This is a genomic window from Marivirga harenae (assembly GCF_030534335.1).
Lineage (GTDB): Bacteria > Bacteroidota > Bacteroidia > Cytophagales > Cyclobacteriaceae > Marivirga > Marivirga harenae.
In genome coordinates this window covers 2,680,762-2,704,195 of record NZ_CP130565.1, presented here as the reverse complement: position 1 = coordinate 2,704,195, position 23,434 = coordinate 2,680,762, and the positions used below count along the sequence as shown (strand labels likewise).

17 protein-coding genes are annotated in these 23,434 nt (G+C 34.9%); 8 read left to right on the top strand and 9 right to left on the bottom strand.

Annotation, left to right across the window (positions count from 1 at the left end):
- Positions 1–35 precede the first annotated feature (35 nt).
- Together Q3Y49_RS11715 and Q3Y49_RS11710 are read left to right on the top strand one after the other, a co-directional pair.
- On the top strand, positions 36–1,067 hold the full coding sequence (locus Q3Y49_RS11715; protein ID WP_303268377.1) for a DUF6588 family protein: 1,032 nt from the start codon (positions 36–38) through the stop codon (positions 1,065–1,067).
- 149 nt (positions 1,068–1,216) lie between these two features.
- Positions 1,217–1,813: an outer membrane beta-barrel protein gene (locus tag Q3Y49_RS11710; protein ID WP_303268376.1), complete on the top strand. Its 597-nt coding sequence runs from the start codon at positions 1,217–1,219 to the stop codon at positions 1,811–1,813.
- Between the two features lie 74 nt (positions 1,814–1,887).
- Here Q3Y49_RS11710 and Q3Y49_RS11705 read toward each other — a convergent pair whose 3' ends face one another.
- On the bottom strand, positions 1,888–3,279 hold the full coding sequence (locus Q3Y49_RS11705; protein WP_303268375.1) for a sensor histidine kinase: 1,392 nt from the start codon (positions 3,277–3,279) through the stop codon (positions 1,888–1,890).
- A gap of 705 nt (positions 3,280–3,984) precedes the next feature.
- Between Q3Y49_RS11705 and kbl the strand changes: the two genes are divergently transcribed.
- The gene (gene kbl / locus Q3Y49_RS11700) at positions 3,985–5,172 is read left to right on the top strand and encodes a glycine C-acetyltransferase (protein ID WP_303268374.1); all 1,188 of its coding nucleotides are present in this window, start codon (positions 3,985–3,987) and stop codon (positions 5,170–5,172) included.
- 50 nt (positions 5,173–5,222) lie between these two features.
- Here the strand turns inward: kbl and Q3Y49_RS11695 are convergent, their stop codons facing one another.
- Complete coding sequence (locus Q3Y49_RS11695; protein ID WP_303268373.1) at positions 5,223–6,296, bottom strand: hypothetical protein; 1,074 nt, start codon at positions 6,294–6,296, stop codon at positions 5,223–5,225.
- 645 nt (positions 6,297–6,941) lie between these two features.
- Between Q3Y49_RS11695 and Q3Y49_RS11690 the strand changes: the two genes are divergently transcribed.
- The 3 genes from Q3Y49_RS11690 to fmt all read left to right on the top strand — a co-directional run bounded on the left by Q3Y49_RS11690 (position 6,942) and on the right by fmt (position 9,985).
- The gene (locus Q3Y49_RS11690; RefSeq protein WP_303268372.1) at positions 6,942–7,088 is read left to right on the top strand and encodes a hypothetical protein; all 147 of its coding nucleotides are present in this window, start codon (positions 6,942–6,944) and stop codon (positions 7,086–7,088) included.
- Positions 7,089–7,131: 43 nt separating this feature from the next.
- Positions 7,132–8,961 (top strand): tetratricopeptide repeat protein, encoded by a 1,830-nt coding sequence (locus Q3Y49_RS11685; RefSeq protein WP_303268370.1) that lies wholly within the window; start codon positions 7,132–7,134, stop codon positions 8,959–8,961.
- A 106-nt stretch (positions 8,962–9,067) separates the two neighbouring features.
- A complete protein-coding gene (gene fmt / locus Q3Y49_RS11680; protein WP_303268369.1) occupies positions 9,068–9,985 on the top strand; it encodes a methionyl-tRNA formyltransferase in 918 nt (305 codons plus the stop codon).
- On the opposite strand, the gene lpxB is transcribed toward fmt, so the two are convergent.
- The 6 genes from lpxB to Q3Y49_RS11650 form a co-directional block, all read right to left on the bottom strand.
- On the bottom strand, positions 9,980–11,086 hold the full coding sequence (gene lpxB / locus Q3Y49_RS11675; protein WP_303268368.1) for a lipid-A-disaccharide synthase: 1,107 nt from the start codon (positions 11,084–11,086) through the stop codon (positions 9,980–9,982). The two genes, fmt and lpxB, sit on opposite strands and share 6 nt — an antisense overlap.
- Before the next feature lie 16 nt (positions 11,087–11,102).
- Positions 11,103–11,753 carry a response regulator transcription factor gene (locus tag Q3Y49_RS11670; protein WP_303268366.1) on the bottom strand — a complete coding sequence of 217 codons (651 nt, stop codon included), beginning with the start codon at positions 11,751–11,753 and terminating at the stop codon, positions 11,103–11,105.
- Positions 11,754–11,919: 166 nt separating this feature from the next.
- On the bottom strand, positions 11,920–12,639 hold the full coding sequence (locus Q3Y49_RS11665; RefSeq protein WP_303268365.1) for an ABC transporter ATP-binding protein: 720 nt from the start codon (positions 12,637–12,639) through the stop codon (positions 11,920–11,922).
- A gap of 84 nt (positions 12,640–12,723) precedes the next feature.
- A complete protein-coding gene (locus Q3Y49_RS11660) occupies positions 12,724–15,726 on the bottom strand; it encodes a tetratricopeptide repeat protein (RefSeq protein WP_303268364.1) in 3,003 nt (1,000 codons plus the stop codon).
- A 7-nt stretch (positions 15,727–15,733) separates the two neighbouring features.
- Complete coding sequence (gatC, locus tag Q3Y49_RS11655; protein WP_303268363.1) at positions 15,734–16,021, bottom strand: Asp-tRNA(Asn)/Glu-tRNA(Gln) amidotransferase subunit GatC; 288 nt, start codon at positions 16,019–16,021, stop codon at positions 15,734–15,736.
- Entirely contained in the window at positions 16,008–16,751 is a 744-nt protein-coding gene (locus tag Q3Y49_RS11650) for a lysophospholipid acyltransferase family protein (protein WP_303268362.1), read from the bottom strand. The genes gatC and Q3Y49_RS11650 overlap by 14 nt, the downstream gene beginning before the upstream one ends.
- Before the next feature lie 23 nt (positions 16,752–16,774).
- Between Q3Y49_RS11650 and Q3Y49_RS11645 the strand changes: the two genes are divergently transcribed.
- Positions 16,775–17,557 carry a DUF429 domain-containing protein gene (locus Q3Y49_RS11645; RefSeq protein WP_303268361.1) on the top strand — a complete coding sequence of 261 codons (783 nt, stop codon included), beginning with the start codon at positions 16,775–16,777 and terminating at the stop codon, positions 17,555–17,557.
- Here Q3Y49_RS11645 and Q3Y49_RS11640 read toward each other — a convergent pair.
- Positions 17,539–18,903, bottom strand: coding sequence for an MATE family efflux transporter (locus Q3Y49_RS11640; RefSeq protein ID WP_303268360.1), 1,365 nt, complete (start codon positions 18,901–18,903; stop codon positions 17,539–17,541). The genes Q3Y49_RS11645 and Q3Y49_RS11640 overlap by 19 nt on opposite strands.
- 253 nt (positions 18,904–19,156) lie before the next feature.
- Between Q3Y49_RS11640 and Q3Y49_RS11635 the strand changes: the two genes are divergently transcribed.
- Positions 19,157–23,383, top strand: a complete 4,227-nt coding sequence (locus Q3Y49_RS11635) for a CHAT domain-containing protein (RefSeq protein WP_303268359.1) — start codon at positions 19,157–19,159, stop codon at positions 23,381–23,383.
- The last annotated feature ends 51 nt before the right edge of the window (positions 23,384–23,434 follow it).

Genomic DNA, 23,434 nt, shown 5'->3' with positions numbered 1-23,434 from the left:
ACTTTTATACATATGTATCACCAAAACACAACACTATGAAAAGAATATTTACAGGAATAATTTTAGCTATTTATAGTTTAGCTAACTTGAATGATACTCAAGCGCAAGACTTTGAGCAAGTTGTAAATTCAGGAGTGGCAGATGCCAATACCTATTTAGAACATTATATGAACCCAGTGGCTACCTCAATAGGTAATGGTTTAGCGAATGGTTGGTATAACACGGCAAAACCGCATAAGACCTTGGGATTTGATTTGACTTTCAATATCAATATGGCCACTATCCCGGATGCGGCAAAAACATTTGAGTTCGTGGCTTCAGAATATGATAATATATCACTAGCCGACCCAAGTAATACCAGCTTACCTACTTTTGTAGGAAGTAGTACAAATCAGCAGCTACAGATAAGTGGAGAGAGAGAAATCGCAGCAGGTCAAAGCGTTTCGTACACGGAGAATATTGGTGCACCAGACGGTATACTGGGAGATTTGGATTATCCTGGTCCTTTAGCTATTCCAACCCCTACTGTACAGCTAGGAATTGGAATTGTTAAAAGTACTGACTTAATAATCAGATTTACACCAGAAATAAATGTTGGGGATTTTAGTTTTCAATCATTCGGGTTTGGAGTAAAACATGATTTCAAACAATGGATCCCGGGAATGAAATTATTACCTTTTGATCTGTCTGGATTAATTGGTTTCAATAGAATTTCAACTAATTACCAAATTGATGAGAGTCAAGGTCAATTTGCAGAATTCGGTGCCAGTGCAACAACTATTCAAGCTATAATTTCAAAAAAGCTATTATTTTTCACCCCATATGCGGGTCTCGGAGTAAATATTGTGAGATCAAATTTCGCTATGAAAGGTGATTATGAATTTTCCGGAGGAGGAGAATCTTATACCGTTACAGATCCAATTGATTTAACTTTCGATGGTAGCGGTGGACCTAGATTTACTGTTGGTGCACGAGTAAAGATTTTGTGGGTCTTGGCATTAAATGTTGATTACACGATACAAAAGTACAATACACTTTCAGTTGGTATGGGATTGAATATCCGATAAAATTTAAAGACGCATATTTCACTGTTCATAGCACAGATCAATAGATTGGTCTGTGCTTTTTTATTATTTATGGTAAAATAATACATGATATAATAAATCTTGAATCTTTCAGTTAATATTGCAGTACAACTAAAATAGAAAAAAAATATATGAAAAAAGTAACTTTGATTTTGCTCGTTATAATCTTTTCTCAGCAAGCTTTTGCTCAATTAGGAAGTGGAAGTATTCTAATTGGCGGTAGTGCTCAATTTCAGAATATAGAGAATGCTGACTTTCAAGAAATAAGATTATTGCCTAATGCACAGTATTTCTTAAGTGATAATTTATCAGTTGGTGGAGCAGTGGGATTTACAACTCAAAGAAATAACTTAGGAGAAGATGACTATGTGAGAACAAATAGCATTTCATTTAGTCCTGAAGCAAGATACTATTTCGGATTAGGAGAAAATGTTCACTTATATGGTGCTGCTAGAATTGGTTTTGGTTTTGGGGGATCTACTGCCATCAACGGAAATGATAGAACAGATTTGAATGATCGTTCTTCATTTAATCTTGGTCTTAACCCCGGAATACTTTTTACTCCAGGGTCCAAAGTCGGATTTAATTTTGAGTTAAATATGATTTCATTTAGCAGAAATGCTGTTACTCCAGCTGGCGGAAATACGACCACTGTTTCAAATGGAATAAATTTAGGAACCAATACTTTTGCTCCTACTTTTGGTTTATACTTTATATTAGGAGAATAAATTCAAAACAGTCTAGTGAAAAAGCCTCATTGATTTTAAAATCAATGAGGCTTTTTCACTACTAATCTCTTTACTTAAACATGCATAGGGACATAAATCTTAACTTTTGTCCATTCCCGGTCTTTACTTTCAATATTCATTGTGCCTCCTATTTTCTTCAATATTTCCCTACTATTATACAGTCCCATTCCATTTCCACTTGATAGCTCTGTTCCTCTGTAAAACATATCAAAGACGTATGGCATTACTTTATCTGGAATACCAATACCATTATCTATAATTTCAATTAAATGGAAATCTTCATTTTGCTTTACTTTAAAATCGATTCTAAAATCATCTTTACGGCTATCTCTATATTGAAAACTGTTCTTCAATAAAGATTTAATTACCATACCAAAACGGTTTGAATCTGTTTTTATGCTGTACGAAGCAGGAATTTCAAAATTAATATTTGGTTTGATTTCATAAATATCATCAACAAATAATACCGTTTGTTCTAAAATATCCCTAAGATTGACTTCTTCATAATTAACATGAGTGTGAATATTAGTTGCAACATTATTGATGTCACTCACAAAACCATTTAATAGTCTTAGATTCAACCTAAGATGATGCTGTAATTCATTAACTGTATTTACATCAGAGATTTCAATAACCTTTAATAAACCTTCTAATGAAGCGATAGGTCCTCTTATGTTGTGCGATACACTATAAAGAAATTTATCCAACTCGTGATTGATCTGATTCAAGGCCAAATTTTGTTTAGTAATTTCTTCAGAGAAATGCATATTTTCAGTTTTGTCTTCTAAAATAAAAACAAAACCATCTTGTAGTTGCTGGTCCTTTCCTACCGCCATGGCCGTAGCATTAATGAAAACCTCACTCGATTTCTTTACATTATGAATTACAAAGGAAAATTTAACTTGCTCCTCTCCCGAATTCAGTTTTTCTATTTTTTCCCAGAACTGCGATATATTTTTTACATAAATCGCATCAATAAAGTTAAACTGCTCCTCGATCTCACGGCCAAATAATTTCTCTAACTTATCATTGAACCAAAGTGCCTCAAAATTCTTATTTGTATGTATGATACCGCACGGCAATCTGTTAATGAATGACTTATTAGAGGCAATTTCATCAAATGGATGCTTTGAGGGAATAGAACCAGAATTTTCCTGAGCCGGCTCTGGCTCAGATTCTAAAATTTGAACAAGAGCTTTTTTCTCCTTCTCAAATACAATATTAAACAGAATTATTTTTTCATCTTGCTTCACACTAAATGATCGTGAACCATTGCATTCTCTTAATTTTGATTCAAATAAGCTAAGGGCATGTTGCGATGAATATTGCTCATTGACAAATTGACGATTTACATTCAGCAGTTGATGGGAATCTAAATCAATTATAAACATGGGATTATTTGCTGACTCAAAAAAGTCCTTAAAAGCCGTGAAGCTATTTTCCATTTTGTTGTTAACGGAAAAACATTTTTTTTGATTTACAAGTAATCCACCCTCCAGATTCTGAAACATAAAGCAAAACTAGAGGGATATATCGGTTAAGAAAATTGGGTTAGCCTTTAAACATTACAATTGTACAAATATTTGATAAATAGATAGATATTAAAGTTCTAACCTTCCAATTAAACTATCAACACCAATTTTCGATATTCAACTTCTTAAAACTGTCATTCATTTTAACCTGAGTTCCATTAATATAACTACTCTATTACCGGTATATTAAGTCTAAATTTTTAAGAAGTCATAATTTGTGCGATAGCTTCAATTAATTACCAACTTGAGAGTTCCATCATTTTTCTTTCTTTGAAAAAATGAAATGAAAATTTATGAAATGATGCCTTTAAGGGATTAATGCATAATTTAAGATCGAACTTCGTTTTGTTGTTGCAGTTAATGTTTAAATGGCTAGTTGGCCTGTAAAGATAATTTTCATTAAACAAATTATCTATACAATCCTTTCTATGTAGACATGAGCTAAAGGTTATAAATAACTTCGTATTTATGTAAATATTGAAATCAATTATAAAATTCACTGAGATAATACCTTCTGGATCGACATTTAAAATTTTCAGTCTGTTTGAAAACTTTATTAATTAATGGTGATTCGTAGAAGGAAGCTTATCTTTGTTCAAAAGAAAAATTTCAGGAAATATGTACGGAAATCTTCAGAAAAAATTACAAGGCGAACTTGAACAACTCAAAAAAGACGGCCTTTATAAAAGAGAAAGAATTATTACTACTCCACAAGGAGCTGCAATCAAAACAGACAGCGGGAAAGAGGTTTTAAATTTCTGTTCCAATAATTACTTAGGGCTTTCTTCGCACCCTAAAGTACTGGAAGCAGCCAAAAGCACCTTAGACTCACACGGATTTGGGATGTCATCCGTTCGATTTATTTGTGGAACTCAGGATATTCACAAGGAACTTGAAAAAAAGATTGCTGATTTTTTAGGCACTGAAGACACGATTCTTTATGCAGCAGCTTTTGATGCTAATGGTGGAGTTTTTGAACCTATTTTAGGTCCAGAAGATGCTATCATATCAGATTCTCTGAATCATGCCTCTATAATAGATGGCGTAAGGCTTTGTAAAGCTGCCAGGTATCGTTATCAAAATAATGATATGGCAGACTTAGAAGAGCAGTTGAAAAAAGCAAAAGATGCCAAAAGTAAAATCATTGTGACTGATGGCGTGTTCTCCATGGACGGTTATGTAGCACAATTAGATAAAATTTGTGATTTGGCCGAGCAATATGATGCCTTAGTCATGGTAGATGATTGTCATGCAACAGGTTTCATAGGAAAGACTGGAAGAGGAACACATGAGCTCAATAATGTGATGGGAAGAGTGGATATTATTACAGGCACACTTGGAAAAGCTTTAGGTGGTGCCATGGGTGGATTTACTTCCGGCAGAAAGGAAATTATTGATATGCTGCGACAAAAATCAAGGCCTTATTTGTTTTCCAACTCATTGGCTCCATCGATTGTTGGAGCATCAATAGCTGTTTTTGACTTGTTGAGCAGTTCGACTGAGTTGAGGGATAAACTTGAAAATAATATCAATTACTTTAAAGAAAACATTAAGAAAGCAGGCTTTGATATAAAAGATGGTGATTCTGCTATAGTACCTATTATGGTTTACGATGCATCTCTTTCTCAAAAATTTGCAGACAGACTATTAGAAGAGGGGATTTATGTAATCGGATTCTTTTATCCTGTGGTACCTAAAGAACAAGCAAGAATAAGGGTGCAGTTATCTGCGGCTCATGATACAGAGCATTTGGATAAAGCTATTCAAGCTTTCACGAAAGTGGGGAAAGAACTAAATATTATCTAAAAAACAAAAAACCGAGGCTTTTTAAGGCCTCGGTTTAATTAATTCACAAATCACAAATGATATATAGCATCCTGTTTAGCTTCATATATCTTAAACATTGCCCCAATATATTCTTCCATTTCCTCTGAAACAGTTTTTATTTTTCTAGTGATTTCAGTCAGTTCTTGTTTATCAAAAATATCCATATCAATTAAGTTAGTCAGCCCCTTCATGGTCACAACAGGTCTTCTCATAACGTGAGAAATATCAAAAATCATTTGATCAAGTACACTACTATATGCTTTCTGAACCGTAAAATCTTCTAAAACGCCTAAAAATCGATACCCCTTTGAACTAATCTCAGAAATATGCAATTTGATCAAAAAGTATTTCTTTACTCCTTCCTGGTTAGAGCAGGAATACACATATTCCATATTCTGTTTATCCTTGATTTTATTAATAAGCGCATAAAAGTCAGCCAAAGTCATGCTTAACAGCTCGCTCATCCTTTTTTCAGCAGAGCATTCGATTGCAAATGTCGGATGCTTTCGCATCAATGTTTTGCTGAAATTGCTAAAAACCAATTCCTGCTTCTGATTAATTTCTGCTTCAAAAAATGATGATGGCAGATCTTCTAAATTTATATGATTAAGTAAACTACTTTTTTGGTGATCAAGATAATCTTGAAATAATTGATTTATATAGGAACCGACTGATTCCATTTGTTTGAAAAGGAAATCGAAAGCTAGATTTTCAGATTTTGGTAAAATTACACCCACTATACCCTTAGCATGTTGATGACCATCCACAAGGGGATAAATCAATAGCTGTTCTTCATCAACAAATGATTTAAAGAAATCAATATTTTGGAAAAGAGTATGGTATCTAACATTTGGGACATAAATCACTTCAGGGTTGAGCTTTGAAAATCTGGATTTAAAAAGTTTGAAATCAATATTTAACTGGACATAAGTTTCAGTTTCTAAATTATATTGCTGCTGATAATCCTCATCCCATAAAGCTAAAAAAGATTGAGGCGCTTGCGTAAGGCCAGACAGCATTTTTAGAACCGGACTTAATTTCTGATGAAGTAGTTGATGCTGCGGATGAAAATAAGGATTGCTGAAATATTTTGGTAAGCTCATAGTCCAAAGATTTTAAATTAATCCCTATATTTTTACACCATTTATAAACTTCTTTTTATTAGCACCTATTGCAACTAAAAAAACCCTCAAAGACGGGACAAATGACATCTTAACAACAATAGGGGAGAAGTTAACCATCATCTTGTATGCCCCGTCTCTTCGGGTGATGCCGCTCTATATAAAAGATCTTGGTTGAATGCACAATGCATTAATTCATAAGCGACAATTCAAAGGTAGAACAATCAGACTTTCTAGAAAACACCAGAAAAGGGGTATTTAAAAATAAAAAAGGGGTATTTTTCATACCCTTTTGGGGGTAAATATTATACATTTTGGGTAGTTTCAGGTGGTATTTTCGATTTTGTCACTTCGTCAATAAAAACAAGAAAATAACCAATTAACCTCTGTTTATCAATACTTTATATGATTTATAATAGCAGATTAATACACTTTCGAAAATGGGGCAGAAAAACCCCTTTTCTTGTACTCAAACACCTTACTTCTAGGATAGCCCCACCCCTTCTGTCATATCATAAACACCTCGAAAATAGTTTAACAAACCCCTAATTAGGTGTTTTACAGAATGTTAAATAAGCCTAATATTGTGATATAATTAAATAGTAGGGAACACTTAACAACAACAACATGAAAACTTTAAAAACAATTAAGTACGCATTAGTAATAGTAGCCATGTTTACCTTTTCAGCTTGTGAATTAATTGACGAGCCTAATATGGATACAGAAACTTGTACTGGATGTAGTGAAGGTTCTGCAGGAGAAATTGAAGAATAGAATAATATTTTTATTTAAGGCCTCATTATTGTAATTTTATACAATGATGAGGTTTCTTTTTGTTTTCACAGTCTTAAACTTACTCACTTTTTCCATTCATTTCTCACAAGAAATAGAAAATCAGTATTTTATTAAAGCTAAGGAATTAAGATATGAAAATAAATTAGACTCTTCCTTTCAATATTTCCAAAAAGCCATAGAGCAATATGGCCAGCATGACGACTCTGTTGGGATTGCACTATCATATAACTACTTAGGCCTAATTTCAAGTAGTTTTAATAATAGAAAAGATGCATTAAATTATTTTTACAAAGCAATTAAAATAAACAATAAGGTCAGTAACTACGAGGCTTTAGTAGGAAACTATAATAATCTTGCTAATTATTATCTTAAAGAAGACGTAAAACTAGCACTCAAATATTACAAGGAGGCCCAAAGACTACTGCCAAAAAATCAAAGTGATAGAAAGTCCGCTATTATTAATATGAATATTGGATTGATCTTTTCATCCACGGATCCGGAATTTTTCAATTATGATTCCGCGGTCCATTACTATCTAAACTCATTAGAATCATTTAAGGCAATTAATGATTCAATTAATCTTTCTAATTTGTATAATAATTTAGGTGTTCTGTATGAAACCAAAGATAACATGGAGGCTGCTCTCGATAATTATCAAAATTCCATAAGCCTTAGTACTGCTTTAGATGATAAACATGATATCGCTAAAACAAAAATGAACATCGGCAACGTTCTCCTCAAACAAAAGAAATACAAAGAAAGCTTAGAGTACTACGAAAAAAGTCTAGAATTAGCAGAGTATTTAGGAGATCCCAATCGAAAAATGAATCTCTATTCCAATATGGTAAAGGCCAAAATGGGAATCGGACAAGTGGAAGAAGCTTCTGTTCTATTTCAAGAATTCAACCATTTAAGAGATTCTCTATATGACAGAGAAAAAATGCAGGAAGTAAAAAACCTCGAAACAAAATATGAGACCGAGCTAAAGGAAGCCGAAATAAAGGAACAACAGTTGGCCATAGCTGAAAAAAACTTTCAGAAAAATCTATTTCTAGGGCTCAGTATTACTTTGGTGGTGTTAATCATATCTACCATCTGGTTCTTTATTCAAAAGCAAGAGTATTTAAAAAGGCTCAAGAATGAAGAAATCTCCAATATGAAAACTGAGCAGGAGTTGAAAGAACTCAATGCCATGATGCACGGACAGGAAGAAGAGAGAAATCGAATAGCCAGCGATTTGCATGATCGACTGGGGGCAAGATTATCTTCTATCAAACTATTATTTCAGTCTGAGCAAAATGAGACTACCTCCAACCTTAAAAATAAGCTACTGAACAATATTAATGAGGCTATTAAGGAAACAAGGGAAATATCGCACAATCTATCCACTGATATGCTGACTCGATTTGGATTGGAAACGGCCTTAAAAGATATGGTCAGAACCATTAATGAGGCCGAAAAAATTCGGGCGGAAATTGCTATTTACGGACTGCAAAAAAGACTACCCTTGGAGGTAGAACGTAATATTTATCACATCACACTGGAATTGATCAACAATACCATAAAACACGCTGAAGCTGAAAATATCACCCTACAAATAAGTCAGTCGGATGGAGAAATCAATGTTTTCTACGAAGATGATGGAAAGGGTTTTGATGTCCAGAATGTAGTGGATTCAGGCATGGGTATGCGTAGTATTTATGCTAGAGTTAATACTATTAGTGGGGCGGTTTACTTTAATTCCAAACCCGGAAAAGGCATTAACGTGGTCATGACAATTCCTGTTGAAGAAAGTAAACTAGAGGAAGATTCGGAAGCAGACGATAACGCCTACAAATCGAAAATGGCTTAATTCCTTGCGGTTTGAAGGTTAAAACCGTCCGACCGAATGCTAGCCAAAAACTATTTGCTTAGCATTTTGCCCTGAAATTCATCCTATATTTTTATCTTTGCTGCCTATGAATAAATTACGAATCGTCTATATGGGCACTCCTGATTTTGCAGTGCCTTCACTGAAAATATTAGTAGAAAATAATTATGATATTGCAGCCGTCATTACTGCCCCCGATAAACCCAAAGGACGAGGCCAAAAACTATCTCAATCTCCCGTAAAGGAATATGCAGAGTCTGTAGGTCTTAACGTCATGCAACCTACTAATTTAAAAGATCCAGAATTTCAAACAGAATTAGCTTCTTTGAAAGCCCACTTACAAATTGTGGTGGCTTTTAGAATGTTGCCGGAAGCTGTATGGTCTATGCCTGAAATAGGGACTTTCAACTTACATGCCTCCCTCCTTCCGCAATACCGAGGGGCCGCTCCGATCCATTGGGCGGTAATGAACGGAGAAACCGAAACAGGGCTGACCACTTTCTTTCTAAAACATGAAATAGATACAGGCAGTATTATCATGCAGGAAAAAGAGTCCATTTCTATCACTGATACAACCGGTGAAGTCTATAACAGGCTCATGGAAAAAGGAGCTGCCTTGGTTTTAAAAACAGTAAAATCCATAGAAAATGAAAATTACGAGCTAAGGCCACAAGATGAAAATCAAACTTTAAAACATGCGCCAAAGCTTTTCAAAGAAAATACAGAATTGCAATGGACAGAACCAGTGGAAAAGCTTTACAATTATGTGCGAGGCTTAAATCCATTCCCCACCGCTTGGGCAGTTATTAACGGTAAAAAATACAAAATCCATGAATCTTCTATTATTGACTATGATTCAAAAGGAGACGCTGGTAAACTCATTACAGACCATAAAAACTACCTTCATATACAATGCAATCCAGGAATTCTCTCATTAGAAATCATCCAGCCAGAGGGTAAAAAAAGAATGGAAATTGCTGATTTTTTTAGAGGTAATCAGTTATAAATCGACTAAAATAGTACGTTCCAAGATCATTCCAGCTGTTTTTTGGGACGTATTCTCATCTCCCATCAAGGCTTTTAAATTCTTGTAATCGTTTAAAATTTGAGCTCTTTTTTGACCCTTAGGGAGTATGTGCTTCAATTCATCCGCAATATTTTTTACAGTGAATTTCTCTTGAATCAATTCTTTTACCGCTTCTTTTTGAAGAATTAAATTGACCAATGATATAAATTCTACTTTCACCACTTTCTTAGCTATGGCATAGGATATTGTACCCGTTTTATAGACTACCACTTCTGGGACATTGAATAAGGCAGTTTCTAAAGTTGCAGTTCCTGAGGTAACTAGAGCGGCTTTGGAATTTGATAATAAATCGTAGGTTTGATCAAATATCAAGCTGACATTCGACTGATTCTCGATTTTCGAATATAGCGTCTTATCCAAACTTTTAACACCTGCTACCACAAAATGCTCCTGTGAAAACTCTACAGTCACTTTTTGGAGATTTTCCATCATCTGCTCTACTTCCTGTTGTCGACTACCTGGCAGTACCGCTATTACGTTTTTATCTTTAAAAGCAAAATTTTGACTTGGTTTAAAATCTCTGATGGCATCCAATAAGGGATTACCTACATAATCTACTTCAAAGTCATAACGCTTATAAAACTCCTTTTCAAATGGCAGGATCACATACATATAATCCACATTTTTCTTGATTTTAAAGGCCCTTTTCTGGTTCCAAGCCCAAATCTTCGGAGAAATATAATAATGAACGGGAATATTATTAGCTTTAGCAAATTTGGCAATTCTAATATTGAAACCGGCATAATCTATTAAGATGATGGCATCCGGTTTATAGCTTAGAATATCTTCTTTACAAAAGTTGATTTTTTTACGAATCGTCCCAAGGTGTTTTACTACCTCAAAAAAACCCATAAAAGCCATTTCTCGGTAATGCGTAACCAACTCTCCTCCTGCTTCTTCCATTGCGTCACCTCCCCAACAGCGAATTTCGGCATTGGGCCGTTGCTGCTTCAGTGCCTTAATTAAATTGCTACCATGTAGATCTCCGGAGCGCTCACCTGCAATGATGTAAAATTTCATTATAAGAGTTGGTATTTTATCCTAAATAGCCTTTCTCATAAGCCATTTTCACCATATGAGAAACATTTTTAGCTTCAAATTTTTGTAATAATAGTTTACGATATGAGGAGATAGTATTTGATGCCAAATCCAATTTTTCCGATATTTCACCTGAGGTGTCTCCCTCACTTAAATATTGTAATATTTTACGTTCTGTATCGGTTAATTTTATCCCACCTTCAGATTCGCCATAGACTCTCATTTTCATAGCCATTTTAGCCATAACATCCTGCGAGAAATAGGTTTTTCCTTCCATAATTCTTCGCACGGCAGATACAATTTCTTCCTCACTTACATTCTTCAAAACATATCCGTCCACTCCAACGTCTAAGGCATTTTGAATATAGCCTTCTCTATCAAACATGGAAAGGATCAAAACCTTCGTCTTTGGAAAGTTCTTTTTAATAATTTCTGTAGCCTCAATGCCATTCAAAACAGGCATATTCAAATCCATTATCACTACATCGACCTCATTTTTGGCTAAGTAATCAAGCACTTCTTGACCGTTTGAAACAGTTCCCAATATTTCTAATTCTTCTTTTTTGGAAAGAATAGATGACATCCCACTGGCCAAAATTTCGTGGTCATCAGCAATCAACAACTTTATTGGGTAGGAAATTTCGTTCATATTCAAATCTAAAATTATTCAATCTGACTTACAACAGATAGTTGGAATAAAATTGAATAATTTTAAGAATTTTAAGCGGTAATATAAAAGCCGAACTATATAATTAGATTTTAAAAGATTTTAACCGTTGATAATTCCACTAAAATATGACAAATCTAAGAACCCCTTAAACGGTCTCAGCTCCAGCCCTGGTAATATCTTTATTTATATTATCGCTTTCCACCAATCCATCTCGCATTCTGATAATCCTATGGGCATATTGCGCGATATCATCCTCATGCGTTACCATTACAATTGTATTTCCCTGATCATGTAGATATTGAAATAATTCCATGATTTCATAAGAGGTCTTACTATCCAAATTACCTGTTGGCTCATCAGCTAAAATAATACTAGGATTATTTACTAAAGCCCTGGCAATTGCTACCCTTTGGCGCTGACCACCTGAAAGCTCATTTGGCTTATGATAGGCTCTTTCTCCTAATCCTACACTAGTCAAAACTTCGAGTGCTCGTTCTTCTCTTTCTGATTTACTAAAACCAGCATAAACCAATGGAAGCGCCACATTTTCAAGAGATGATTGCCGCGGCAATAGATTAAATGTCTGGAATACGAAGCCAATTTCTTTATTTCTTATCTCGGCCAGGTCATTTTCAGAAGTTTCACTTACGTCTTGTCCTGCTAATTGATATCTGCCGCGAGTAGGCGTATCTAAACATCCAATGATATTCATTAAAGTCGATTTGCCGGATCCTGAAGGCCCCATAAAAGCAACATATTCTCCTTTATCTATATTGATAGAAACTGATTTCAGTGCCTCCACTGTTTCGGTTCCCATTCTATATATTTTAGCTATATCCTCTGTTTGAATAACTGATTGTCCCATTTATTATAATTAATTATTGATAGTTTCAACGCAAAATTTAATTCAGAAGTATGGTATCTACAATTGATTTGTGATAAACGGAAATTACCATGGTGATTGTTCCACTTCCTCTTTAATAGTTTCATATGTTTGAGAAAATTCCTCCCATTCTTTTTCCGTCAATTGCTGAGCCAAATCATTATATGCCTTTTCAGCATAAGAACTTAAATTCATACTCACGGCTTGCAATGCATAAGCCTTTAGTAGGTCTGTACTGTTTGAATTTAGTCGGCTAGACTCAACTAATATTTCATAAGCCTTATCAGGATTATCCTGTGCATTAAAGTACTCTGCACTTAGTAAAACTGCTGCTTCAAAATAAGGGTTTTCAGTTCCCATTCTTTCCATAAGAGCACTTAAAGCTGCTGAATCTTGTTTTTCTTGAGATGATTCCCATACCAATTGGTAATTATAAGGATATTCAGACAAGATTGTTTTGTTCACTTCCTTAGCCACTTCCTGATCCCCTGTAATGGTTGCCAATAATGCCAAAAGATTGTTTTTATATATAATCAAACCTGTTTCTTCATCAGGCAGATCAATATTCATTAATAGTCCTTTTGCCTTAACCTCACTCCCCTTCTTGATCCAACGCTCTGCCCGATTCAATTTCAACAAAAAAAGGAAGGGTGATTTTTCTAAATCCATTTCCAGAGAATCTTTTTCAGCTTCCTGCAAGGAGGAATTGGTTTTCACCCAAAGATACTTAAAGCTATCTGGTAATTGAGCAGGGTTAGCTTGAAGAAATTGATATAATGGATCATTTTTGAATAAATCTGGAGAAATTGATTGAGTTTCTAATTGTTTATTGTACACCTGTGCTGCTTCAAATAATCTTTCATCCAAAATTAAGGCAATAGTTCGATACGTACTCGCTTTGCTCATTTTTAAATCTGCTGCCTTTGCAAAATGTTCAGCTGCCTCTGCATATGCTTTTTGTTCCATTAACCACATCCCATGCAACAAATAATAATAGCCTGCATCAGAAATATTGTCGTTCTCTAATTCATAGACATAACTATACGAATCCTTAATTTTTCCCGAATAGTTTAATCGATAAGCGGAGGCATATTTAAGCGATTTCTCAAAAGCCTCGTTTTCGGAAAACCTGGCTAACCAACCAATGGTATCGGAATTGAAGGCTTGGTGGTCCAATGACCTATTCATATTGTAATTAAAGATAAACGAAAAGTCATTATAAGTTAATAATTCCGGAATCTTGTTTGCTTCTAGTTGAATGCTGTCAATAAAATCACGCTTTCTATTGGCCAAGGCCAAGTAATTAGCTTGATATGCCACCGATCCTTCACTCAATGTTGCTTGCGTAGGCAAATCCTCATCTATCCCTTTTTTGGCAAACAAAGCAAGTCTATTGACTTTAGCCACATCTGCCGCCAATCCCCTTTTAGCGGCTCGGTTTGCTGCATCAAAATAAATAAAAGAAGAGTCTGATTTATTTAACTTTTCATAAACCAAGCCTTTCAAATTGAGAACGTAAGGATTATCTGGAAAATCCTGTTGCGCATCTTCCAAGGTAAAGAGTGCCTCAAACACGAGATTTGCATTTAATTGTGCTTGCACTTTATTGAGGTAGGCCTGAACACTTGGACGCTTGAAATTGGCTTGAGAAAAATAGGTAGAAGCTTCCGCCCAGTTTTTAGCCTCGTACTCACGCTTTCCAATTTCAAAATTATGCTTATGGGAAGTGACTGCATATTGTCGTGCAATTTTATAGGTGGTAGTGGCCTTTTCTTCCTCACCGATATATTGATAATAATCAGCTAGACTCACATAGTAACCTGATACTGCTTGATAATAAGGTAGGTAAGAAACCCTTAATACTAATACCACCACAATACCAAAACCGACAGCCCTAACTAAATTGTAAGGAATATTAACAGGCCTAAATACCACTGGGTAAATTCCGTGGCCTGCCTTAAGTAGAGCTACAAAATTATAGAGGACGTAAAAGAAGAAAAGAACACCAAAACCAAGATGAGAAAATACAATCATGTCCTCAAATGTATCCATCAATGGGTCATTTCCATTTCTGAAAACCCAGGTCAAAACGGAAAAAGCCATGATCCCCATTGCCAAATAAACATATCCGCCTAAAGGTCTAAATATCAACTGTTTATTTATCAATTCGCTTCTTTTTCTAAAGCCCCAAATGCCCAAGACTGCTGAAACACCAAATAGCAAAAATTCATCTAGGTAAATAATCTCAATATTGATCAGGTTATCATTTTTAGCAAATGTCAACCCAACATAGATTAAATAAAGCAAGGAAATGATCAAAAAGTGCATGAGGTTTGAGCTGCCATCATTATTTTTCCTAGCTGCCAGCAAATAGAGAATATGAAGAATGATATCGTAGGCAACATTAAAAATAAAAATAATCGCTAAAATAACAGGAATTATAATTCCATGATGAGCCATAAACACAACAGGTGCCTCTACTTTTGATCCAATGATAACTAATGACAGCAAGGCAATAAGAATCAATGCAAAAATTAGCCATCTTTGGAAAAGTCCTGCATCGTCTTTAAAGGCATGGAAATAATAACCTGCTACTAAGACTAGTCCGACAAAAACAAAAGTAAATAACTGGTTATCAATACCGAAAATATTCAAAAACTGAAGTTTCAGTGTAATAATCCAAATCACAAATACGGATTGAAAAATGATAAACCACCATCTGCTTAAATAAGTAGATGCGGTCATTAAGAAGCTAAAACAACAAAAATTTATGGCTAGTAACAGGTAAGTATTTCCTAATTCAAATCCGGAATCAAGGGAAAGAAAAGACTGAAATACAATATAACTACGCGCGGGAACCTGCAAATCAAAAACAAAATCTTGAACATTATGCAGACTGAGCTCCACGCTTTGAGTTTTTCTGACCGTGTCTTTGGGGAAGGCTAAATCATAACTATTATATTGCGAGTAAAAACTATAAAGAATTGAGATAAAGAAAACAAAAAGGAGCACTTGATAAATGCCCCTATATTTCCTACGCCAATCTTTCCAAAAATTTAAATTATTCATCCTTCCTTTATTCAATTACTTTGGGTACCCTAAAAAAGTCCTTGTCATTATTTGGGGCATTTTTCAAACCATCTTGATGATCCAATTGGTCTTGGACCTTATCTTCACGAAATTGATTCATTTCAAATGTCATAGACTGCAAGGGCTCAACATGGTCCGTATCCAGTTCCTTCAATTTCTCCACAAAAGAAAGCATATTATTCATATCTTTTAGCATTTTTTCCTCGGATTTTTCATCAAACTCCAAGCGAGCCAAATGTGCAATTTTTTCTAATGTCTGTTTATCTATGCTCATTTTTCAGTCGCGTTTTCAATTCATTTTCTATTACCTGATAAATCTTTTCCTTTAACGCAGATACGTCCTCCATATTGAGTCCTTCTGTAGGTATAGGCTTATGATAAATCATCCGCATTTTGCGTCTCGTAATCAGTGGGATTTTTTCGTCTGGCAAAATTATCCAATTATCCGGAAGAGACACAGGGACCAGCGGAATTTGTTTGGTGATAGCAGCACGAAAAGCGCCATCTTTAAATCTGGCCATTTGAGGTATATTTTTGGAAACTATGCCGCCTTCAGGGTACATTACCAATGAGCGCTCCTCACCCATTTTTTCAATTGCAGACTGTAGAGCTTCATAACGATTTTTTAAACTTGACCTATTCACTGTCACATGTAATTTCTTGAACATATAGCCAAACAAAGGAATTTTAGCTAACGAACTTTTGCCAATATAAACCACCGGATTGGGCGCAAAACCAAAACATACAATATCTAATAAGGAAAAGTGATTGGAGCAATAAACGTATTGTTTTTTTGAATCCAAATATTGAAGACCTTCAATTTGTGTTTTAATTCCGACTAAAAACAAAGCAACATTTGCCCAAATTTTATTGAGGTAAAAACAGTGTTTATGCCATGAATTATTAGATATTATTATCAAGTAAAAAGGAAATAACAGCAAAAAAAGGCCAATGAAAACAATTGCGCACCAAGCTGTGTATATCTGTTTGAAAAAATACTGCATACCTTAAGACCTAAAAATAGCGAATGAAAAAAGAACTAAAAAATAAAGAAATTTCCATCGGATGGGATGTTGGAGGGTGGAGCGGGAAAAATCATGGTTTGTGCATTTTGGAAATTATTGATGATGAAATTAAGCTTTTAATGGCGACAAATGTAAATATATACCATTTAAAAGAAAAAATTGAAACTACAATACATGATTATCAAGATAGCCACAGCATTACTTTAGGTATAGATGCACCATTGCAATTCCCTCAGCTTTTCAAAGAAATAATCAATCATAATCCCATCAATATATTTTCTTCCATTAAAAGTAAACATATGGAGAATCCAATAGCATGGCGAGCAACAGATTTGTATATCAAGAATTATTTTGGAAAAACTCCTCTAAGTGCTTCATTTAGTTTTTTAACTAGCAATGCAACTGTGGCTATATCATTAATAGGTGAATTGAGATCAAAATTTGAAAACTTTTCTGTACTACCTTTTGACGAACATAATCATATCAATGCTGTAGAAGTATATCCTGGTTTGCTGAAAAGCATCAATTTACGAAAGCATTCTATTTTTCACGATTTCAAAAAAATCCTAGATCGTAAAATCTTTCAGGGCATTAAAGGATTTGATTACTACTTTCGTGACTCGAAAGAAAAAACAGATGTTGCTGATGCTGTAATATGTGCCATTTTTGTACTAGGACTTAACAGGAAAATAAAATCAATACCTGGGATTAAGTCTGAAATTCCACAGCGGTTTATTGAGATTTCCCAGGAAGAGGGGTGGATTTATCATCCTGACTTAGCTTGATTCATATTGACAGCCAATTTTTTGGTCTTGTTATTGAACCTTATAAATAAAATAGCAGCTGTAACACTTAAACCAATTAGCAATCCATACCAAACCCCTTGTTCTTGGAATCCTAGAACAAATGCCAACAAATACCCTGACGGTAAACCAATCACCCAATAGGCTATAAAAGTTACTGCTGTTGGTAGTTTTACATCTCCCATTCCTCTTAATGCACCTAAGCCAACTACTTGAATTCCATCGGAAAGCTGAAAAAGTGCTGCTATGATCAACAATGAAGAAGCAATTGGAATTACCTGCTGGTCAGAAGTATACAGCATAGGCAAATAATCATTTAAACCCATGAAAATTAAGCCTGTAAAGCTCATGAAAATTATAGCCATTAAGAAACAAGTGAATGCTGCTATTCGCATCCTTGGGATATCTCTCTGCCCTAGTTGATTCCCTACCCTCACCGTGGCTGCTGCTGAAATCCCAGTGGCCATCATATAACTAATGGAAGCCAAATTCATGGCAACCTGATGAGATGCTAGTGGAACCGCACCCATCCATCCGATCATAATAGCAGCCGAGGCAAAGGCACCTACTTCAAAAATATACTGAAAACCTGTAGGGACACCTAAATTTAGCAATTGTTTGAATGAGACGGCATTCCAAACAGTAACTTTGAAGTACTTCCAGTAGACTTGAAATTTTTTGTAATGCCTGACGAAGTACACCATTCCTACGGCCATGATTATCCTAGAAATCAAAGTGGCCCAACCAGCTCCCAACAAGCCCATTGGTTCAAAGCCCAATTTCCCAAAAATCAACACATAATTTAAGGCGATATTAATAACATTGGCACCCAAGGTGATATACATAGCCTGTTTTGTAAGTGATAAACCCTCAGCAAATTGCTTGAAAGTCTGAAATATCATAAAAGGCAATAAAGAAAAACCTATTACGGCCAAATAGGGCTTAGCCAGGACTACCACTTCTTTTGGTTGGTCTAGAACATCAAGGATATAGCCTCCAAACAATAAGAATGAAAAGAGAATGATCCCAAATATGACATTAATTACAAAGCTATGCTTCATAAAACGCATTGAAGACCTATGATTTCCTTCCCCATCAGACTGCGCTACTAAAGGCGTTAATCCAAATGAAACCCCAATTCCAAACATCATGGTAACACTGAAAACTGCATTCGCTACCGATACAGCAGCCAATTCTACCGTGCCTACCCTACCTACCATGACAGAATCTGCTGTTCCTACCAACACATGTCCCAACTGACTTAGGACCACCGGATAAGCAAGAAGATAATTCCGCTTGAAATGTTCTTTAAAATCTTGTGACTTCATTGATATTAATTCAGTTTGCAAAACTAACAATATTATAAGTGGAATTCCTCAAAGTGGGGATTTAGAATATTTGATTAAAACCAAATACGTGAAGTCAATCATTGGGAATCGATTTTTATATAAGCATGAGATCTATTATTGCTGAATACGAACTATTTATAATTTAAATGATTAACAAATGATATTCATAAGCTAAAATTCAATATATTTTTATTATCTTTATCTTATAATAAATTGCAATAATCTAATCGTTATGAAAGCTGCAAAAAAACTTTTCCAAATATCAATTCTTGGGGTATTTTTAGTGACATTAAACCCAGGTCATTCTTATTCTCAAAGCGTAAAAAAATATAATAAATACATTGAAAAAGCAGATAAAAATTTTAACAAGGGAAAATATGAAAAGGCTGTAAAGTTTGCCAATAAATTAGAAAGCAAGAGTGTAGATAAATTCGGTCTTGAAAACCAATTTGTTGCAGTTGCGAAGCTCAAAAAGGCAAAATTTAACTGGGCAATGGGTGAGTTTAATGATTATTACACTCTTAATGAAAATGCGATTCAAATAAGCCAAAAGGTAAATGGAGAAAACTCTATTAGCCATGGAATAAACCTGACCGATGCCACCCAGAATATGGTTAATTATGGCAATTATGTTAGAGCTTATGAATATTTAGAAAAAGCCCTTGATATATTTGGAAATTCTTCAGTGGCCGATGACGTTTATTTGAGTGAACTAAAACTAAAAAAAGCAGAAATATTAATAGCGTTAGGTGATTACAATCAAGCCTTAAGCTTAATAAATTCCGAAGAATCATTGTTCTTACAAAGGACTTTAAACAAAGACAAAAAACTTAAAAGCAACGAACTAGACAAGAGATATGAGGACGCTGCCCGCATGATTACATTAAAAAGTAATGCATTGCGACATAAAGGAGAAATCCGAAGAGCAGATTCAGCTTTTTCGACTGGTGAGAATTGGATCAAAGACAAGCTCAATAAAAGAAATAAATATTTTGTTGATCATTTATTCCATTTTGCTCAATTTTTGGAGGAGAACGGAACCAGAGATTTACCATACAGCTATTATACCGATGCTTACATCTATTCCATTGCCGCTAACGGGACTAGTCATCCGACCACGCTTAAGTATCTAGAAAGTTTAATACTTAATACCGTAAAGGAAAACAACATAAGTCGTGCAATGGCATTTTACAAAGACTTGGAAAAGATCCTTAAATCCAATTTTGATAAAACTAGTTCTCATTTTGTCAAACTTGCCAATGTGTCTTTTGAATCAAACCTGAAAAAAGGTGAAATTAAAAAAGTGGAAAAAGCGGCAGCAAAGCTAGAAGCGGACAAAAACCTCCTCCCAACAGATCACCCCATCAGAATAGATTTACTAAATACGTTAGTAGAGGTGGCATCCGCTAAAAATCAATACCAAGATGCTGAAAAGTATCTTACTGAAATTATCAATATAAAATCAAAACTATATGGAGATACAAGTATAACAACCGCCTACAGCAGATTAGACCTAGCTCATCACTGGGTAGATTATACTGATAAATTTGAAGAAGCAGTTAAAATCTACGATAGGGAATTTTTTGCTAAGATCGAACCACAGATCACTGATAAGCATTATAAGTATGTAAATCTGCTCAACCACCTAGCCTCTACCTATCAAATTGATGATGAATATGGAAAAGCTTCTGCTTTGCTGGATGAAGCATTGCTGGTTACTAGACAAAAGTATGACAACCAAGATATTGACTTTGGAAAAGAGTTGAATTTAATTGCCGATTTGCAAATTAAGATAGGAGAATACGAAAAAGCGCAGGTTAATATTACCGAGTCACTTCGGATTTTAGAAAATTTTAACAGTGATTTTAATGTGGTCTATTACATTATGGCGTTGGAGACTTATGCCAAGCTGATGTCAATCAAGGGTTTCTTTGATGAAGCTGAGGATGCCTTGGAGTTATCACAAAAGCTCTATGCCAATACGGTACCAAGTCCTGAATATAACCCTTTAATCGCTTCTCAGGAATTGGCTTCTGTTTACATGAAGGTCGGTAAATACCAAGAAACTGACGAAATCCTTTCAAAAGCATTAGACAGGAATGTAAATCTTTATGGTAATGATAGTAGGAAGTTAATTCTGCCGATGGTTGATTTTGGAAGGCTTCAGCTTATTAAAGGAGATTATACCAAAACAGAAGAATTGGGCAGACGTGCTCTGGAAATCTCCGAAAGCGTATTTGGTGAAAGCTCCACAAAAAATGCTCCCGCCATTTTACTCCTAGGTGAATTGTATGAGACTTTAGGAGACTATAATAAATCGGAAGAATTTTATAAAAGAGCTATTACTATTTTGGAAAAACAATTTGGCAGGGAACATGTAGATGTTGCGACCTCTATTTCCAAGTTGGCAATAGTTATGTTCTATGAAGGAGAAGAAGATAATCAAAAAATAGAAAGTCTATTGTTTGAAGCAAAAGACATTATCGGTAAAAGATTTTCGTATAAAAGCCCTCTATATGCAGATCTTCTGAAAGATATGGCGCGATTCTTTATTTCCGAAAACAAACTGCAAGATGCTTTAAGCTTCCTAGAACAATCAGAAGACATATGGAAAGAAAAAGCTGGAAGAAGAAACAATATTAAAGCAGCAGATATACATATCTTACGAGGTGATATCTTCTACAAACAAAGAAAATGGAACGAAGCAGAAAACGAATATAAAGAAAGCCAAAAGCTAAATGAGAAGTTTTTTAATGATCAACATCCAGAATATGTAAAAGCCACCTCTCGCATGAGTAAGGTTTATTATATGGATGGAAACCAAAGAAAAGCTAAAAGCTACATTGAGGAAGTAATGTCCAATTATAATCGCTTCATAAAAGATTATTTTCCTGCCTTAAGTGAGCGTGAGAAAACCAAATACTGGAATACGATCAAAACTGACTACGATTACTTTAATACCATGGCATTAACCATGAATGATCGATTTCCCGAAATGATCGAGACCGTTTATAACAATGCCCTAAAAACCAAAGGTTTGTTACTTAGCAGTTCTATCAAAATGAGGGAAAGAATTTTGAGTAGCAATGACTCCACCCTGAAGGCACAATATTTTAATTGGCTTGATAAAAAAGAAGTGCTATCCAAAGCAATCTCAATGAGTCAGGAGCAGCTCGAAAATGAAGAAATAGATCTTGGCGACTTGGCGAGAGAAGTAGAACTGATAGAAAAATCCTTAAGCCAGCAATCAGAACTGTTCAGCGAAGGTATTATTCAACAAGAATTCAATTGGGAACAAATTAAAGAGACATTGCAACCTAATGAAGTTGCTATTGAAATGGTCAGGTTTAGATACTTTGATCATTACATTACTGATTCAGTAGTCTATTTAATGCTCATTTTAAAAAATGAGAAAAAGAGTAAACCAGAATTTGTCGTTATGGAAAATGGCAAAGATATGGAATCCAAATTCTTTAATAATTACCGAAACGCTATCAAATTTAGGGTTGCAGATAATTTTTCATTTAAAAATTTTTGGGAGCCAATTGAAAATAATATTGGTGAAAATAAAACTATATACCTTTCACCAGATGGCGTATACAACCAGATCAACTTAGAAGCTATTCCGGTAGGTAATGGACAGTACCTTCTCGATAAATCAAATATAATCCTAGTTAGCAATACTAAAGACCTATACTTAAAGAAGAATAATAGCATGGCTTCGCAGGGGGATAAAACTGCACTTCTGTTTGGAGATCCGAAGTTCTATTTGGCATCTAGAGACGAGTACACGAGTGAATTTAGGTCAGGTGCCACCCAAATTAGTGACTTACCTGGGACTCAAAAAGAAATAAATGCGCTTACCAAACTATTTAAAGAGCACGGCTGGTCCACTTCAAACTATATGGATGTGCAAGCGGCCGAAGGTACAGTAAAGGAAATGAAAAGTCCTAAAGTATTTCATATTGCTACCCATGGATTCTTTACAGAAAAAGAGGACAGGAATACAAGCAATACATTTGAAAATAAACAGATGAGCGAAAATCCTTTACTAAACACAGGCTTGATGTTAAAAGGATCTGGGGATCTATTAGCCAAAACACGCTATAATTATAATATAGAACCCGGTATTTTAACAGCTTATGAGGCTATGAACCTTAATTTAGATCAAACTGACTTAGTAGTGCTTTCTGCTTGTGAAACCGGCTTGGGAGAGGTGCATGAAGGAGAGGGAGTATTTGGTTTGCAAAGGTCTTTCCTAGTGGCAGGAGCGAAAACATTGGTAATGAGCCTTTTCAAAGTTTCAGATGAAGCCACTGAAAAGCTAATGGTTACCTTTTATGAAAAATGGCTGGAAACCGGAGACAAAAGACAAGCTTTTATAGATGCTAAAAAAGAAATCCGGAACGAATATAAAGACCCCATTTATTGGGGTGCTTTTGTGATGATAGGGATTTAGTTGTTGAAGTGAGTAAGTTTTGAAGTTTTTATGTTTCGATTTAGGTCAGTA